A 15649-nucleotide genomic window follows, 5' to 3' on the forward strand; every position below is an offset into this window, starting at 1 on the left:
GTATCCTGTCGGTATGGGTTTACGTTCACCAATCAATGAAACCGTGGCCGTGGCGGCCGCCGGAGAGTTTGCTCCGGTAGAGGTCGGCCCGTTGTCGGTGTGGCCACCGGTGGTGCTGGCTCCCATGGCCGGGGTTACTAATGCTCCGTTTCGGAGTCTGTGCCGCAATTTTGGGGCTGGTCTTTACGTCAGCGAAATGATTACCGCTCGCGGCTTGGTGGATGGCCATTTAAAAACCAGCCACTTGAGTCATTTTGGGCCCGATGAGTCACCACGCAGCATCCAGCTTTATGGCACCGAGTCAACCAGCGTGCACCGAGCGGTTGAGATGCTGGTGAGCGAAGACCGGGTGGACCACATTGATCTCAACTTTGGGTGCCCGATGCCTAAGGTGACCCGCAAGGGTGGCGGGGCGGCTATCCCATTGAAGCCTCGTTTGCTGGCCGACATTGTGGCTGCTGCGGTGGGGGCCGCTGGTTCGGTGCCGGTGACCCTAAAGTTTCGCGTGGGCACCGACGATGCACATCACACGTTTTTGGAAACCGGCCGTATTGCCCAAGACTTGGGGGCCGCAGCGGTGGCTCTGCATGGCCGGACGGTGCATCAGTTGTATTCCGGACAAGCCGATTGGCGCCATATTGCTGCGTTGAAAGAAGCAGTAACAGAGATCCCGGTACTAGGAAACGGAGATATTTGGGAGCCGTGGGATGCCTTGCGCATGATGCGTTCTACCGGTTGCGATGGCGTGGTGGTGGGGCGAGGTTGTTTGGGTCGACCTTGGTTGTTTGGTGACTTGGCCACGGTTTTTGGGGGCCGCCCAGAAGATGGCGGTGCCGAACCGGGCTTGCCGCCTACTTTGGGTGAGGTGTCGGACGCCATGGTGCGTCACGCAAAACTTTTGGTGGCCTGGGCTGGGCCACATGGCATTAAAGATTTTCGCAAACACACTGCTTGGTATTTGAAGGGTTACGCCACGGGGCCGGCGGCTCGCCGAGACCTGCAGTTGATCACCTCGGTTGATGACCTCTCGCAGGTGCTGGCCGGTTTGGATGCTTCGCTGACCTTGGACCCCGAATCGTTGCGTATTCCTCGCAGCCACCGGGGCGGGCCCCGTCGGGTGGTTTTGCCCGAGGGTTGGCTAGATAACCCTGATGACCCCACCCCTCCCCCGGCGGAGGCAGAAATTTTGGTCTCTGGTGGTTGAGCATTTGGTGTTGGCTTCGGGTTCGCCCCGCCGGTTGGCCTTGTTACGTTCTTTGGGTTTTGACCCAGAGGTGCGGGTGCCGCCGGTGGATGAAACACCCTTACCTGGGGAGACCCCCGCTGCTTTGGTGGAGCGTTTAGCGTTGGCCAAGCTACGTTCGGTGGTAATTCATGGTGAGGTGGGGGTGGCTGCTGACACCGTGGTGGTGATCGATGATGAGATTTTAGGTAAACCCGATTCAACTGATGAGGCCATGGTCATGTTGACCAATCTTTCGGGTCGCACTCACGAAGTGGTGGGGGGTTTGGCGGTACGCCGAGGCGACCACGATGTTTCTGGGGTGGTGCGCACTCAAGTGACCTTTCGTTCGCTTTCTGAACAAGAGATTGCCGACTACATCGCTACCGGCGAACCCATGGATAAAGCGGGGGCTTACGCTATTCAAGGCTTGGGAGGTGCCTTCGTGGCGGAATTAACGGGTTGCCGAGACAACGTTGTTGGTTTGTCCTTGGGGGCTTTTGGCGGGTTGTACCAGGCTCTTGGCGGTCAACTCCCCGTTGAGCCGGGGGGCACCAGTCGGTGATCTGCGGTCATAAACCTGGCTGCACCGGCCAGGACCACCACGGTGCCGGTGATGGCGGCTGAGCCCAGTATTAGAAACAAGATGGCCACTTGGACAAGGGCGTCGTCGAGGGGGTCCACCCCGGCCAAGATGAGGCCGGTGAGTGCCCGGGCAAAAATACCATGCCCACTGAACGGGTGGATTCAATTTGCGGCAGGAGGGCCAGGCGGAGTGCTTGTGCGGAAATATTGCGGACTGCCCGGCGACGGTCAAAACCCAAGGCCAGCAGAGCTTCAATTTCTCCGGAGCGTTCGTTGATGCTGTCGACGAGTCAGGTGGCGGCCACTACGACCACCCGCAAAGAGTTCCCCACCAGCCAATCGCTACTTCTTCCATGCTCCAAGCCTAAACCCCGTCATGTCGTCTCAGAGTCACCATGACGGGATTGCAGGACAAGGCTGCCACCCCTATCCTGTTAGGCATGGTGAACATTCGCTCTTCTATGCCACAAGACTTGGCGCCCGCTGGGCTTCGCGTGGACGACCTTTCGGTAGATTTTGATGGGCGCTCGGTGCTGCAAAACGTTTCGTTAGAGGTCGCCCCCGGAGAGATCGTGGCCTTGTTAGGGCCCAGTGGGTGCGGTAAAACCACTCTGTTGCGTAGCATGGCCGGCTTAGAGCGCCCCTTCCACGGAGCCATCACCCTCGGGGACCGCATGCTCCATGGGCCAAAAACTTTCGTAGCTCCAGAGCGGCGACGCATCGGCATGGTTTTTCAAGACAGTTCGTTGTTCCCACACCTCACGGTGAGTCAAAATGTGGCTTACGGTCTGCACCACAAAGACAAAAAAGAGTCTCGAACCCGAGAAGCATTGGCTTTGGTAGGGCTCAGTGATTTAGCCGACCGTTTGCCGGGCACCCTGTCTGGCGGCCAGCAACAGCGGGTAGCGGTAGCTCGTGCTTTAGCCCCGGAGCCTCGAGTACTTTTACTCGACGAACCATTTTCTAGCCTCGACACCACACTGCGCCATAGCGTCCGTAACGAAATCCACCGCCTCTTGGTGTCTCTGGGCATCACCACGGTGTTTGTTACCCACGACCAAGAAGAAGCATTTATTCTCGGTGACCGGGTGGCCGTATTACATGAGGGCAAGATCGCTCAAGTGGGCACCCCGGCGGAGCTTTACCGTCAGCCAGTAAATCGTTGGCTGGCCACCTTTGTCGGCGAAGCCAACCTGCTGAGCGTCGACGAAGCGCCGGCCGACTGTGTCACCGAGATCGGCCCGATACCCGTCACCACCCCCATCGCCGGACCGGCCGAATTGATGTTGCGCCCGGAGGACCTCAAGGTTGCCTCGGGCACCGGCGCCACGGTGGAGTTCGTGGAGTACTACGGTCATGACGCCATGGTTCAGATTTTGCTGGCTTCAGGCACTTCGGTACGGGTGCGCACCCACGCCGAAGAATCATTCACTCGTGGCGACGAAGTGGCTGTTTCTTATTGCGGCCCAGGAGCAACTGCTTTTCCGGTTGGTTTACCAAATAACGATTGTTAAGGTTACTTAACACCATCACCTTGACAAGTTCCTCCCGAAAGAACTCCCCCATGTTCAAACCCAAGTACTTCTTCACCCCGTTGCTGGCCTTTAGCCTGCTTTTTGGCCTAACCGCTTGTGGCGGCGATGACATCCAAACGCTTACCGTCTACTCCGGACGAAGTGAAAAACTGATTGGCCCCATCTTTGAGGCCTTCGAAGCCAGCACCGGCATAGCCCTTGAGGTTCGCTACGGCTCCTCCAACGACTTGGCCCTCGTGCTCGAAACCGAAGGCGACAAAACGCCCGCCGATGTTTTCTTGTCTCGTAGCCCCGGCCCGGTGGGTTACCTCGAAGACCAAAATGCTCTGGCCCCCCTCAGCGAAGACATTCTCAACCGAGTCAGCGCCGATCACCGCTCCCCCGACGGCAACTGGGTAGGTTTTGCCGGCCGAGGCCGGGTGCTGGTCTACAACATTGACGAAACAACCGAAGCCGAACTTCCTGCATCTGTTTTTGATCTCACCGACGAACGCTTTCGTGACCAGGTGGCCATTCCCGGCTCCAACTCTTCGTTCCAAGACTGGTTCACCATTTTCCGCCTTCGCAATGGCGACGACGCAGCCATTAACTGGCTGGACGACATGGTGGCCAACGGCGCCCTCTTTTACCCCAAAAATGGAGCCATTGTTGAAGCAGTAGGCCGCAACGAAATTCAATTTGGTCTGGTTAACCACTACTACAACTTCCAAAAAGTAGCCGCCAACGGTGACGCTCAACGCAGCGCCAACTGGGGTTTTTCAGAAGGTGACGACGGCGGCCTCATGATCATTGCCTCCGCCGCGGTACTTAACCAAAGCGATCACCAAGACTTGGCCCAAGAACTCATTGCGTTCCTTCTAAGCGATGAGCAACAGACCTACCTCACCGAATCGGTTTACGAATACCCATTAGCCATCGGTGTTTCCCCGGCCGCCGTGTTGCCCGACACCCCAGCAGACACCGTAGGGGCCATCCCCATCGACGACGTGTCTTCTGCTTTTACTCGAACCATGGAAATCATCGAAGCCAGCGGGATACTGGACCAATGAGTCACGCCGATGGGTAAACAAAATGAGTGAACCTATCAAGCAAACAGTCGACCAACCCCGGGCAGGGACTGGCCGCCCCACACCCGCCCTCACCTTTGTAGCACTGGCCATTGCGGCCCTTTTTGCCGTACCCGGTGGCTACGTGTTATGGCGCACCGCCACCGCTCAAGTTGACCACCTTGACCTGCTTACCTCGGCGGCCACCCTTGACCCCCTCTGGCGCACTGTGCAACTGGCCGTGCTGGTTTCTACCACCGCCGCCCTGCTGGGCACCGGCCTGGCTTGGCTCACCACCCGCACCGACCTCCCTCTTAAGCGTTTTTGGCGCATTGTCGTGCCCCTGCCTTTGGTGTACCCCAGTTTTGTCGGGGCGGCCGCTTTTCTCTCGGGCTTAACCCCGGGAGGCATTGTGCACGACCTGGCCGGCGCCATTGGCTTCGACCTCAACCTGCGACTCCACGGGTTGTTTGGCGCCTGGCTGGTGCTGACCCTGTTCACCTATCCGTATGTTTATCTGCCGGTAGCCGCCCGGTTAGCGGCCTTACCCCGCGGCCTAGAAGAAAACGCTCGCCTTCTCGGCGACCGCCCGCTCACTGTTTTTCGCCGCATTGTTTTTCCCCAAATCACTTCTTCGGTGGCTGCCGGGGCTTTGCTGGTTTTTCTCTACACGGTGAGCGATTTTGGCGCCGTGCACCTCATGCGTTTCGAAACGCTGACCCAAACCATTTTTCGTACGCGTCTTTTTGATCAGGACCGGTCGTTCACTTTGGCTTTTTTGTTGCTCGCCCTTGCTTTGGCGGTCATCGCCACCGAACGCACGGTGGCTCGTCGGGGCGCACGGTCTACCACCATCAGCAACCAACCGGCTCTGCAGGTCCCCTTAAGGCGGAGCAAACCGCTGGCTTTAGCCATCATCAGTTTTGTGGTGGGTTTAGCGCTTTTCGCTCCGGCAATTTCTTTGGCCGATTGGGGACTATTTGGTTGGTTGCGTGATCAAAACGGCACCACCGCTTTGCGTATGGACTGGAGCGACGTTATTGGTCCTACTTGGAACACTATTTGGATCTCCCTCGTAGCGGCCGCAGCAGCCATAGCCGCCATGTTGCCTATCGCTTATCTGCTGGCCCGCCACCGCTCTCGCACCGGCGACTTGGTCAACACAGTGGTGGTGGCTGGGTTCGCTATTCCCGGCCTTGTCGTAGCGCTTTCGCTTATTTTTTGGACCCTCCACGCTTCGCCCTTTGAGTTTCTTATCGGCAGCCTGCCGGTGCTGGTTTTTGCCTACGTGGTGCACTTCGGGGCTCAAGCCTTACGCACCTCTCAAGTGGCGGTGTCCACCGTGCCCAAACAAATGGACGATGCCGCTCGCCTCTTAGGGGCCCGAAAATTTCGCCGCTTCTTTACCGTGGATCTGCCGCTCATGGCCCCCGGTTTAGCAGCGGGTGGCGGGTTGGTCATGTTGTCCACTATGAAAGAGTTACCAGCCACTTTGCTGGTGGCGCCCATCGGGTTCCGCACGTTAGCTGTTGAAATTTGGAGTACTTACGAAGCGCTTTACTTACCCGAAACCGCTTTGCTGGCTTTGGTACTGGTGGGCATTAGTGCCCTACTGACTTGGCTCTTGGTGGTGCGTCGAGCCAGCCACTTGGCTTAAGCCAAAACTAAAATACGTTCAGCAGCGAACGAGCCAACCCCAACGTGTTGATCACCGATCGCCACGGTGATGGTTCCGTCGGGCGAAACTGCCGTTACTTCGCCGATGTGGCCCGGCATGAGGGTTGATTCTTCTAAAAACTCCAACATTCCATCGGTGAACTCTAATTCTTCGGTAATGCGACTCACCGTAAATGGCGCCCCAACAACAATTTCTGATAGCGCCTGCGACTTGGGCGGCTGGTAGTCGCTGCCCGGAATGGGGTTGCCATGCGGACAGGTGGTGGGTGTATCAAGGAACAGGTTCAGGGCCTCTTCGACCACCGGAGAAATGACGTGTTCCCATTTGCCGGCCTCGTGGTGTGCTTCGGCCCAGGAAAGTTGCAAAACATCGGTCAAAAACCGTTCGGCCAACCGGTGGCGGCGCACCACGGCTTGAGCAAGTTGTTGCCCCTCCCCAGTCAAAGAAATAGCCGACCCCTTCATATCTACTAAACCTTCCGCCTCGAGCCGTTTGATCATTTCTGAAACAGCAGGCCGAGAGACCTCCATGCGTTCGGCGATACGGGCTTGAATAACCTCAAGGTCGTCTTCGGCTAGTTCAAAAATTGTTTCGCAATATTCTTCAAATGCGGGGTGAAATTCTGGAGTCTGGTACGCCATAGGTGCATTGTAGACGTTGTGAAGGCTACCTAACAGCGAGACGTCTTTTCCGTGTAGTCATCGTCGCTTTTGATCAGCCATGCTGGTGGGGTGAACCTCAACCCTCGTACTCCGGTGATCATCGGAGCCGCTCAGGTCACCGACCGAATTAGCGACCCGTCGTGTGCCCGAACCCCGCTGGAACTCATGGAAGATGCAGCCCACTCGGCGGCCGTCGATGCTCAGGCCACCCAGGCTCTTTCCTCGCTCGACACCATTGCCGTGGTCAACGGCATGTGGCGCTACCCCAACCCCGGAAAACAACTAGCCCAAAAGATTGGCTCCCCCGGAGCTTCTTCTCTTCTGAGCGGCTATTCCGGCCATTCTCCACAATCTTTGCTCAACGAACTCGGCCAGCGCATCCAATCTGGAAAATCAGAGATTTCCTTGCTAGTGGGCGGCGAAGCAGCGCTTACTTATCGAAAAGCAAAAAAGCTTGGCGTAGATTTAAGGTCCGACGTTGATCAATCGCTTGATGCCTGCCCGCTTTTCGAAACACCACTCGCTATGGGCTCAGACCACGAAATTTCCCGCGGGCTCCGCTCACCAATCGTGGTCTACCCACTCATCGAATCTGCCCTTCGTGCCCACCGGGGCGAAACCTTCCAACAACACCGGCAGCGCCTCGGAAACCTTTGGGCAGGTTTCAACAAAGTGGCTGTGGGCAACCCGCATGCGGCTCGCCGAACTTTGTTGAGCGCAGAAGAAATCACCACCCCAACAACCGAAAACCGTTTCATCGGGTTTCCCTACCCCTTGACCATGAACGCCAACAACACTGTTGACCAATCATCAGCGGTTTTGGTTACCTCTGCTGAACGAGCCATGTCTTTAGGGGTACCAAAAGAACAGTGGGTGTTTTTGCACGCCGGCACCGAAGCCCACGACAGTTCATCGCTAAGCGAGCGCAAAGAACTCCACCGCTCCCCCGCTATTCGCCTCGCCGGCCGCAAGGCCCTTGAACTGGCCGGGCTCGGGGCAACCGACCTCACCCACCTTGAGTTGTATTCTTGTTTCCCCTCGGTGGTGCAAGTTTCTTTGGCCGAACTCGAGATAAGCCACGATCGCCCGCTGACGGTTACCGGGGGGTTGACTTTTGCAGGCGGGCCGTTAAGTAACTACAGCGGGCAAGCCATAGCGGCCTTGGTTGCGGCCCTTCGAGAAGAACCGGGACATGGTTTCTTGCATGCCAACGGGGGCTACATTACCAAACACGCTTTTGGGGTGTACAGCACGCAGCCACCAACCACCGAGGGCTTTCGCTTTTCGAACGAGCAGCCAGCAGTGGATGCGCTTCCCAACTGCACCGGTGACCCAGACTTTTCTGGCCCAGCAACCATTGAGGCCTGTACCGCCATGTTTGACCGTAGCGGCCAAGCAGAACACGGGGTTTTAGCGATGCGTTCCCCCGCCGGGGCCAGAGTTTGGGGCACCACAAATGACCCCGGGTTTCTCCAAGCCATCACCTCGCGTGAGATGATCGGGGTTGACGCAGAACTCAACCCTGACGGCCAAGTAACTATCTAACGAAAGAAAACCATGCAAACACCGATTACCGAAATGTTTGGGGTGGAGTTCCCCATTTTTGCTTTCACCCATTGCCGCGACGTGGTGGTAGCCGTCAGCAAAGCAGGGGGGCTTGGCGTACTCGGAGCAGTCGCTCATTCCGACGAAAGCCTCGAGGTGGACCTACAGTGGATCAAAGACGAGCTTGGTGATCGCCCTTTTGGGGTAGACCTAATCGTGCCGGCTAAATACGCCGGTGACCAAGACGGGGGGTTATCCCTCTCTGATGTGGCGGCCATGATCCCCGCCGAGCACCAAGATTTCCTTCAAGACCTGCTGGAACGTTACGACGTACCCCAAGACGACCAGGCCACGCCAGGGTGGGCTACCCGGTCAGAAACCGCGCCTTTTTCGGCCAGCCGAGCCGATCAGCAGTTAGAAATTGCTTTGGCCCATCAACCGGCCCTCATCGTAAACGCTTTAGGCCCACCTCCAGCCAGCATGATTGAACGCTGCCACCAAGAAGGGGTAAAGGTCGGGGCCCTAGCCGGCACCAAAGTTCACGCAGAGCGTAACGTCAATGCGGGGGTGGATTTCATTGTTGCTCAAGGAGCAGAGGCCGGCGGCCACACGGGCGAGATCGGCACCATGGTCTTGGTACCTGAGATCGTTGATGCGGTGGCTCCGATACCCGTTTTAGGAGCTGGGGGCATTGGCCGAGGGCGACAAATGGCGGCGGCTATGGCATTGGGAGCGGCCGGCATTTGGTGCGGGTCGGTGTGGCTAACTACCGACGAAGCCGAAACCCACCCCGTAGTGAAGCAAAAAATGTTGCAAGCCACTTCGGCAGACACCGAGCGTTCTCGTTCAATAACCGGCAAACCGGCCCGCATGCTGAGTACGGCCTGGAGCAAAGAATGGGCGCGGCCGGACACCCCTGACCCGTTGGGCATGCCGCTTCAACCTATTTTGACCAACCAGGCACAGCAGCGCATTAACCGGTCTGCTCACCATGAGGGCTCAGGGGCCGAAGATTTGGCCACCTATTTTGTGGGCCAGATTGTAGGCGAAATGAACAAAGCGAAACCCGCAGGCCAAGTAGTGATGGACATCATTGAAGAGTTCATTGAGGCCACCGAAAGTTTGGCTCGCCAACTCGACGTTTAATCCCCGACCGGTATGCGGTCCAAGTCACTGGGCAACAAAATTTCTCCGTCAAAGTGCTTTGCTGCTAAATCAACCCATTCACTTTCTGTCCCCGCAGGCGGGGCCGGCACACAGTGGTTGAGCACCAACGTAGAGACTCCTGTTCGCTGGGCGGTTTTTGCGGCATCAGCCACCGAGGAGTGGTAGTCCAGTACGTCTTTTAGTCTTTGCAGCGGGATGGCGGAAATCACTTCGTCTCGAACCACCGTTTGCACGTACACATCTGCGCCAGCGCAAAGGTCATCGAGCGCCGGGCAGGGCAGGGTGTCGCCAGCCAAAACAACTGCCTTGCCTTCTGCTTCGATCCGGTAACCCACCGTGGGGTGCACCGGCTTGTGTTCGGTGGGGGCAGCAATAATCCGTACCTCTCCATCGTCGAAGACCACACCGGATTCCACCTCGGTTACTAACACTTCTGGCGGATCACTAATGTCTTCGTGGTGGGCGATTCTCCACCCAAAATCAGGACCCAGCATGGTGAGAGTGTCGTCAATGAATTGTTGTGTCCCCAACGGGCCAACGATGGGCAACGGCAAAGCAGGAAAACCAGTGACCCACCGAGTGGTAATCAAGTCATTGACGTCACAAACGTGATCGCTATGCATGTGAGTAATAAGCAGTCGGTCTAAACCACCAGAGGCCATGCCGGCGGCCGCTAAACGCATAAGGCAACCCCGCCCACAGTCAATAAGGAAACCCCGACCGTTAACCACCACAAGTTGCGAAGGGCCGGCTCGATGGGCATCGGGAAGGGGGCTTCCCGTACCGGTCATTACCAGCTCCATCATGCGGGTCAGCCCAAGTGGGCGAAGGCCACCAAGCCGCCGCCGTCTACCACTACGGCTTGACCGGTGATCCAACTCGAGGCATCGGAAGCGAGAAACAAAACTGCTTGGGCGATGTCTTCAACTTCACCGAGGCGTTTAAGCGGGTAACTTTGCGCTACCTGGTCGCCTCGACCTTCATCCCACAAGGCTCGAGCGAAGTCCGTTTTAATAAGACCAGGGCATACCGCGTTAACACGCACCCCGGGGCTTACTTCGGCGGCTAATTGCTGGGTGAGATGAATGAGCGCAGATTTGGTGATGTCGTAGGTGCCCAAAATGGGGCTGGTGGCAAAAGCACCCACCGATGAAATGTTCACCACGTTGCCGCCGTTTTCCTTCATGGAGGCCTGCCAGCAGGCTTGAGTCCAAGCCAGCGGGGCGGTCAAGTTGACTTCGAAAGTTTTTTCCCAACGAGGGATGTCGGCGTCAATAACTGGGCCGGCATAGGGGTTGGTGGCGGCATTGTTGACCAAAATGTCTACCGACCCGAAGGCGTCCATGGTGGCACCGACCACCCGTTCAATATCTTCGGCTTTGCCCACGTGGCCAGCCACAAAAGCCACATCGGCACCGGTAGCGGCAGTTATTTCTTCGGCTGCTGCTTGGCAAGCCTCCGCTTTGCGACTGGTGATCATGACTTTGGCGCCTGCTTCGGCGAAAGCCAAAGCTATTGATTTACCGATACCGCGTGAACCGCCAGTTACCAGTGCGACTTTTCCGTTGAGTTGTGTTTCCATAGGCACCGACCCTAGTCAGTGCCCCGGCTTTGCTCGGTAGCGGGCGCTTAAACCTGCCGGTCGAGGCCTTCCCAGAAGGGGGCCCGTAACTCTCGTTTGAGGATTTTCCCGGCGGGGTTACGGGGCAAGACCTCTACGAAGTTGACGCTCTGTGGGCATTTGAACCCTGCGAGGCGTTCTTTGGCGAAGGCGATGATTTCTTCTTCGGTTACCTCGGTGTCGGGCGCTGCCACCACCATGGCTTTACCAACTTCGCCCCACTTGTCGTCGGGCACCCCAACCACCGCTACGTCGGCAATACCGGGGTGGGCCATCAAAGCGTTTTCGATTTCTGCCGGGTAAACGTTTTCGCCACCCGAGATGATCATGTCTTTGACCCGGTCGTGGATAAACAAAAATCCGTCTTCCATGTAGGCCGCATCACCCGAGAGGAACCAGCCTTCTCCGGGGAGGGCTTTGGCTGTTTCTTCGTCCATCTGCCAGTAGCCCTTCATGATTTGGCCTGAGCGAATCCAAACTTCTCCCACCTCACCGTCGGGCAGGGTTTCGCCGGTTTCAGAATCAACGATGCGAATCTCTGTGCCGGTAACTGGTCGACCCGCCGAGCGCAAAAGATTCTGTCGGGGGCCACCGGGGTCATGGTCTTCGGGAAGAAGTTGAGTGACTACCCCGGTAGTTTCGGTGAGGCCGTATACCTGCGAGAAATCACAGTTAAAGAGTTTCATAGCGTTAACCAGCGCATCTTCAGTGATGGGCGAAGCGCCATAAGCGATGGTCATCATAGAAGACAAGTCAATGCCGTCGCTGGGCACCATAGAAAAGAACTGCAACATGGCGGGCACAAAGAAGGCGTAATTTACTTTTTCTTGCTCAATGACTTTGAGAGCGCCCACTGGGTCGAATTCTCGCAACAGGATTGAGGTGGCCCCGTTGCCCATACCGAAGAAGGCCCAGCCACTTCCGCCGATGTGGAAAAGCGGCATGATGACCATGGTGCGGGTGCCGCCGTCCATCCCCCAATCCACACAATTGAAAGCAGTATGGAAGTTGGCGTTGGTGAGTTGCGCCCCTTTGGGCATACCGGTGGTGCCCGAAGTGTAGAGCTGCATGGAGACGTCTTCGGGGGTGGTGGGCGCCACTTCGCTATCTGTTGACTGCTGATCACGCCACTCTTCATAAGAGACATGGGTGTCGTGACTTCCGATGACCACCACGCGATGAACATCGGGGAGGTCGCCTTCCATAGCCGCGAGGTGTTCGGCAAGTTCTTCGTGAATGACCAGCACATTGGCTTGGGCATCGTTGATGATGTAAGTCATCTCGATGGGGGTGAGTCGCCAGTTAACGGCCACCGTTACCGCATTCATGAAACCGCAAGCAAACGCTAGTTCGAAATATTCTGGCCCATTTTTGTCTACGTAGGCCACGCGGTCACCGGGGCCAACTCCGTCGGCACGCAAGGCGTTAGCTACCTGCGAGGATCGGTCTTTCATCTGTTGCCAGGTGATGCGTTCATCACCGTAGATGATCATTTCTTCGTCGGGTTTTTCGGCCGCTCCCAGAAGGATGATGTCGGCCACGCTGTGAATATTTTTAATGTCCATATCGGCAACCTACACCTTTGGCCCCCTCAACGAAAGCCAGCGCGGTGTTGCTTACCTTTCCGCTAAATCTACGATCTGAGTTTCGGGGTGGTAAGCAGCCCAGCCGTACCATTCGGTGACGAGTCCGGTGACCCAAGTCAGTGACCCTTCTTCCCCAAACCCGTCGAGGTTCCATTGGTTCCCTTGACCGTCCACCAGCACTCCTTTCCCTAACTGGAACTCTTGGATTGCCCCATTGACGGTCGCTTGGTAGGCCACTCCAAAAGGCCCGTCAGGGTCTAGCAACATGACCAAAGCTTCGCCGTTTATTTCGGTTTGGATCAAGGTGGGTTCATCTATTTGGTTAAAACGGTAGGCCCGAGACTCTCCACCTAAGGCCAAACCGAAAACCAGTTCGTTTTCTGGCAGTCGGTCATCTAGCGAACGAATGGTGTCTAAGAACTCTCGCCCTAAGCCGGGGGCGCCCGGTTCGGTGTCCCAGTAACGGTCGGCATATTTATCTTCCCAAGCCAAGACTTTGGTGTCGGGGTGCTCAGCAAGCCAATCGCTCCAGCGTTTGTGGTGGAGGGGCAAGGTGGTGAGCCGGGTGCCGGTGTCGGCCAATGGGCCGGTAAGTACTGAGCCGTCGTAGTGGGTCCAGACTGACCCGGTGCTGCGGTCGGCCATGACAAACAGGCCGTCGTAGAGGCCGGCCACATCAAACTCCAGGGCCTCTCCGTTGATGACGGGGTCGAAACCAACCCCGCTGGAACAAACCCCTCAATAAGTCACCAAGTAGGGCAGGCCCCCAATGCTGGTGTTGGCGATGTGGTGATACGACATTTGGTCTACCGGAAAAGCCACTGCTTCTCCGCCTTGCACTACCCCCAGTACCACGTCTTGGGGGGTAAGCCAGGTGGCTGCGACCGCTTCAACAAAGTCGGGTTGGTCGGCGGATTCAAACCATGACCCTGACCCCAATGAAAGGTGGTCGGCAGAAAAAGTATCGGCAGCCCCCGGGGTCGGGATGATGGGTTCCTGAGTGGTGGTCGGCGCTGCTGTAGTGGTTGGAGCAACCGTGGCGGACTGCGTCACCGCGGTGGTTTCAACGGCGGATGAATCCGGGGCTTCAGTGGAGACCGGCGCCGCCGTGGCAGGGACCGCAGTTTCTGGGGTTGAGGACCCGCAGGAAGAGGCCACCAACAAGGCCAACACCATGACTGCTCGGTGCTTCATGGGTCTAGTCTGCCACTTGACCGGATGTTGTGCCGGTCGGCCACTTGTGACCCGGTGTCTTATACCAGAGCCCAAGTTAGGCCAGTTTGGTAATGGTGGCGCCTGAGAGATGATTGAGCGACATACCCGATACGCCGAAGCTGGAAGTTTGGCCTTGAAACTCAGCCATGTGCGGGGCTTTCATGTGGGCCTGCAACGCTTCGTCAGTTTCCCACTCTTCGTAAATACGAATCAACCCTGGAACCAACGAATCGGCGCTAAGAGCGTAGTTGATGCAGCCTTCTTCGGCTTGGGTGGCTTCCATAAGTGGGCGAATTGCCGTCAAGGCTTCTTCCATTTTTTCGGGATCGCAGGTAATGGTGCCGGCTAAAATAATCATGAGGTCTCCAATAGTTGAGCAGTGTCTGTCCAGAGCGTACGGTAGGCAACCATGAGCAGCCAAGTTGACCCCGCCGATAAAATCCCTCGCTGCCCGTGGCCTGGTCAACACGCCGACTATCTCGCTTACCACGACCATGAGTGGGGTCGACCCACCATCGACGACACCCAGTTGTTTGAAAAAGTTTGTTTGGAAGGGTTCCAAGCCGGCCTGTCGTGGCTAACCATTTTGAGGAAGCGCCCTGCTTTTCGGACTGGGTTTGCCGGGTTTGATCCTAAAAAAGTAACGGCCTTCGGGCCAGCCGACGTTGAACGCTTGGTCAACGATGCCGGCATTGTGCGCCACCGCGGCAAAATCACCTCCACCATCAACAACGCAGCCCGGGCTTTAGATCTGCAACAGGAGTTCGGTTCGCTGGCCGCCTATTTTTGGCAATGGGAACCCGAGTCAAATCTTAAAAAAGAAATGGGCGACATCCCTGCTGTCACCGAAGAATCCACTGCCTTAAGCAAAGATCTCAAACGCCGCGGTTGGTCTTTTGTGGGGCCCACCACCATGTACGCCTTGATGCAAGCCATGGGTTTGGTCAACGACCACCTCGCAGGCTGTACCTTCCATGCAGAGGTCGAAGCAGAACGCTCGGCCCTAACCCGACCTTCTTAGGAGCACCATGACCGATCTCAATGGCAAAACGGCTTTGATTACCGGCGGCAACGGCGGCATCGGTTTAGCAATGGGCTTGGCCCTTGCTCAAGCGGGCGCCCAGGTGGCCATTTGGGGGCGCAACCCCGACAAAAATGCCGCCGCTTTAACGGCCTTGCAAGCCACCGGCCGCCAAGCCAGCGCACAGGTAGTTGATGTAGGCGACGAAGAGTCCGTAGAAACAGCTTTCGCCACCACCGTAGAAGCCATGGGCCAAGTAGACATCGTCATTGCCAATGCCGCGGTGCCCGGCAACGGAAAACCTTTGCATGAAACCAGTTTGGAAGAATGGCAACGGGTGCAACGCATCAACGTAGACGGGGTATTTTTAACCTTCCGGACGGCTTTGCAACATTTGATCCCTCGAGGCGAAGGGGGCGCTTTGGTAGCTATTGCTTCTACTTCGGCGGTTCATGGAGCAGCCAACAACCTGCCCTACGGCACCGGAAAAACCGGCTTGCTGGGTTTGGTGCGCGGCTTAGCCGTAGAGACCGCCCGCTACGGCATTCGAGTGAACGCTTTAAGCCCCGGGTGGACGCTGACCGAAATGACCGAAGCCGGTTACGCCTGGGATAAATTTCGTGACGCCACCATTGCTCGCACCCCCATGCGCCGTTGGGCCGAACCGGCCGACATGGCCCCCGCCGCAGTATTCCTGGCCGACCCGAAAGCCGCCTACCACACTGGTCAAAACGTGGTGGTCGACGGCGGGTACACGGTCTTTTAA

General features: G+C 57.1%; 18 protein-coding genes. 9 read left to right on the top strand and 9 right to left on the bottom strand.

Annotation, left to right across the window (positions count from 1 at the left end):
- Positions 1–13 precede the first annotated feature (13 nt).
- A complete protein-coding gene (dusB, locus tag EYQ49_02570; GenBank protein HIG24764.1) occupies positions 14–1204 on the top strand; it encodes a tRNA dihydrouridine synthase DusB in 1191 nt (396 codons plus the stop codon).
- Complete coding sequence (maf, locus tag EYQ49_02575) at positions 1197–1787, top strand: septum formation protein Maf (GenBank protein HIG24765.1); 591 nt, start codon at positions 1197–1199, stop codon at positions 1785–1787. The genes dusB and maf overlap by 8 nt, the downstream gene beginning before the upstream one ends.
- On the opposite strand, the gene EYQ49_02580 is transcribed toward maf, so the two are convergent.
- Together EYQ49_02580 and EYQ49_02585 are read right to left on the bottom strand one after the other, a co-directional pair.
- Entirely contained in the window at positions 1751–1969 is a 219-nt protein-coding gene (locus tag EYQ49_02580; GenBank protein ID HIG24766.1) for a hypothetical protein, read from the bottom strand. The genes maf and EYQ49_02580 overlap by 37 nt on opposite strands.
- The gene (locus EYQ49_02585) at positions 1858–2085 is read right to left on the bottom strand and encodes a hypothetical protein (protein HIG24767.1); all 228 of its coding nucleotides are present in this window, start codon (positions 2083–2085) and stop codon (positions 1858–1860) included. The genes EYQ49_02580 and EYQ49_02585 overlap by 112 nt, the downstream gene beginning before the upstream one ends.
- Before the next feature lie 117 nt (positions 2086–2202).
- Here EYQ49_02585 and EYQ49_02590 point away from each other — a divergent pair, with 117 nt between their 5' ends.
- From EYQ49_02590 to EYQ49_02600, 3 genes are read left to right on the top strand one after another with little or no spacing between them, the layout of a single operon-like run.
- Positions 2203–3321 carry an ABC transporter ATP-binding protein gene (locus EYQ49_02590; GenBank protein HIG24768.1) on the top strand — a complete coding sequence of 373 codons (1119 nt, stop codon included), beginning with the start codon at positions 2203–2205 and terminating at the stop codon, positions 3319–3321.
- A 50-nt stretch (positions 3322–3371) separates the two neighbouring features.
- A complete protein-coding gene (locus tag EYQ49_02595) occupies positions 3372–4391 on the top strand; it encodes an extracellular solute-binding protein (GenBank protein HIG24769.1) in 1020 nt (339 codons plus the stop codon).
- A gap of 22 nt (positions 4392–4413) precedes the next feature.
- A complete protein-coding gene (locus EYQ49_02600) occupies positions 4414–6045 on the top strand; it encodes an iron ABC transporter permease (GenBank protein ID HIG24770.1) in 1632 nt (543 codons plus the stop codon).
- Here the strand turns inward: EYQ49_02600 and EYQ49_02605 are convergent.
- Positions 6042–6707, bottom strand: a complete 666-nt coding sequence (locus tag EYQ49_02605) for a metal-dependent transcriptional regulator (protein ID HIG24771.1) — start codon at positions 6705–6707, stop codon at positions 6042–6044. The two genes, EYQ49_02600 and EYQ49_02605, sit on opposite strands and share 4 nt — an antisense overlap.
- 90 nt (positions 6708–6797) lie before the next feature.
- On the opposite strand from EYQ49_02605, the gene EYQ49_02610 reads away from it, so the two are divergent.
- Positions 6798–8273 (top strand): hypothetical protein, encoded by a 1476-nt coding sequence (locus tag EYQ49_02610; protein HIG24772.1) that lies wholly within the window; start codon positions 6798–6800, stop codon positions 8271–8273.
- 12 nt (positions 8274–8285) lie between these two features.
- Positions 8286–9419 carry a nitronate monooxygenase gene (locus tag EYQ49_02615; protein ID HIG24773.1) on the top strand — a complete coding sequence of 378 codons (1134 nt, stop codon included), beginning with the start codon at positions 8286–8288 and terminating at the stop codon, positions 9417–9419.
- Here the strand turns inward: EYQ49_02615 and EYQ49_02620 are convergent.
- The 6 genes from EYQ49_02620 to EYQ49_02645 form a co-directional block, all read right to left on the bottom strand.
- Complete coding sequence (locus EYQ49_02620) at positions 9416–10246, bottom strand: MBL fold metallo-hydrolase (protein HIG24774.1); 831 nt, start codon at positions 10244–10246, stop codon at positions 9416–9418. The two genes, EYQ49_02615 and EYQ49_02620, sit on opposite strands and share 4 nt — an antisense overlap.
- A gap of 5 nt (positions 10247–10251) precedes the next feature.
- Positions 10252–11022, bottom strand: a complete 771-nt coding sequence (locus EYQ49_02625; protein ID HIG24775.1) for an SDR family oxidoreductase — start codon at positions 11020–11022, stop codon at positions 10252–10254.
- Between the two features lie 47 nt (positions 11023–11069).
- Entirely contained in the window at positions 11070–12626 is a 1557-nt protein-coding gene (locus EYQ49_02630; GenBank protein HIG24776.1) for a long-chain-fatty-acid--CoA ligase, read from the bottom strand.
- Between the two features lie 51 nt (positions 12627–12677).
- The gene (locus EYQ49_02635; protein HIG24777.1) at positions 12678–13349 is read right to left on the bottom strand and encodes a DUF3179 domain-containing protein; all 672 of its coding nucleotides are present in this window, start codon (positions 13347–13349) and stop codon (positions 12678–12680) included.
- A 36-nt stretch (positions 13350–13385) separates the two neighbouring features.
- Positions 13386–13841: a DUF3179 domain-containing protein gene (locus EYQ49_02640; protein ID HIG24778.1), complete on the bottom strand. Its 456-nt coding sequence runs from the start codon at positions 13839–13841 to the stop codon at positions 13386–13388.
- 76 nt (positions 13842–13917) lie between these two features.
- Positions 13918–14358: an antibiotic biosynthesis monooxygenase gene (locus EYQ49_02645; protein ID HIG24779.1), complete on the bottom strand. Its 441-nt coding sequence runs from the start codon at positions 14356–14358 to the stop codon at positions 13918–13920.
- Here EYQ49_02645 and EYQ49_02650 point away from each other — a divergent pair.
- Entirely contained in the window at positions 14272–14883 is a 612-nt protein-coding gene (locus EYQ49_02650; GenBank protein HIG24780.1) for a DNA-3-methyladenine glycosylase I, read from the top strand. The genes EYQ49_02645 and EYQ49_02650 overlap by 87 nt on opposite strands.
- Before the next feature lie 7 nt (positions 14884–14890).
- Positions 14891–15649 (top strand): SDR family oxidoreductase, encoded by a 759-nt coding sequence (locus EYQ49_02655; GenBank protein HIG24781.1) that lies wholly within the window; start codon positions 14891–14893, stop codon positions 15647–15649.

This window comes from Acidimicrobiia bacterium (genome assembly GCA_012959995.1).
GTDB lineage: Bacteria > Actinomycetota > Acidimicrobiia > Acidimicrobiales > MedAcidi-G1 > MedAcidi-G2B.

What these genes read in the sequence shown, in the direction of transcription:
- dusB (HIG24764.1), top strand. Translation starts at nt 14, where the DNA reads ATGGGTTTACGTTCACCAATCAATGAAACCGTGGCCGTGGCGGCCGCC.
- EYQ49_02600 (HIG24770.1), top strand. Translation starts at nt 4,414, where the DNA reads ATGAGTGAACCTATCAAGCAAACAGTCGACCAACCCCGGGCAGGGACT.
- EYQ49_02590 (HIG24768.1), top strand. Translation starts at nt 2,203, where the DNA reads ATGACGGGATTGCAGGACAAGGCTGCCACCCCTATCCTGTTAGGCATG.
- EYQ49_02655 (HIG24781.1), top strand. Translation starts at nt 14,891, where the DNA reads ATGACCGATCTCAATGGCAAAACGGCTTTGATTACCGGCGGCAACGGC.
- EYQ49_02625 (HIG24775.1), bottom strand. Translation starts at nt 11,022, where the DNA reads ATGGAAACACAACTCAACGGAAAAGTCGCACTGGTAACTGGCGGTTCA.
- EYQ49_02640 (HIG24778.1), bottom strand. Translation starts at nt 13,841, where the DNA reads ATGAAGCACCGAGCAGTCATGGTGTTGGCCTTGTTGGTGGCCTCTTCC.
- EYQ49_02605 (HIG24771.1), bottom strand. Translation starts at nt 6,707, where the DNA reads ATGGCGTACCAGACTCCAGAATTTCACCCCGCATTTGAAGAATATTGC.
- EYQ49_02645 (HIG24779.1), bottom strand. Translation starts at nt 14,358, where the DNA reads ATGGTCGTGGTAAGCGAGATAGTCGGCGTGTTGACCAGGCCACGGGCA.
- EYQ49_02650 (HIG24780.1), top strand. Translation starts at nt 14,272, where the DNA reads ATGAGCAGCCAAGTTGACCCCGCCGATAAAATCCCTCGCTGCCCGTGG.
- EYQ49_02615 (HIG24773.1), top strand. Translation starts at nt 8,286, where the DNA reads ATGCAAACACCGATTACCGAAATGTTTGGGGTGGAGTTCCCCATTTTT.
- EYQ49_02630 (HIG24776.1), bottom strand. Translation starts at nt 12,626, where the DNA reads ATGGACATTAAAAATATTCACAGCGTGGCCGACATCATCCTTCTGGGA.
- EYQ49_02595 (HIG24769.1), top strand. Translation starts at nt 3,372, where the DNA reads ATGTTCAAACCCAAGTACTTCTTCACCCCGTTGCTGGCCTTTAGCCTG.
- EYQ49_02620 (HIG24774.1), bottom strand. Translation starts at nt 10,246, where the DNA reads ATGATGGAGCTGGTAATGACCGGTACGGGAAGCCCCCTTCCCGATGCC.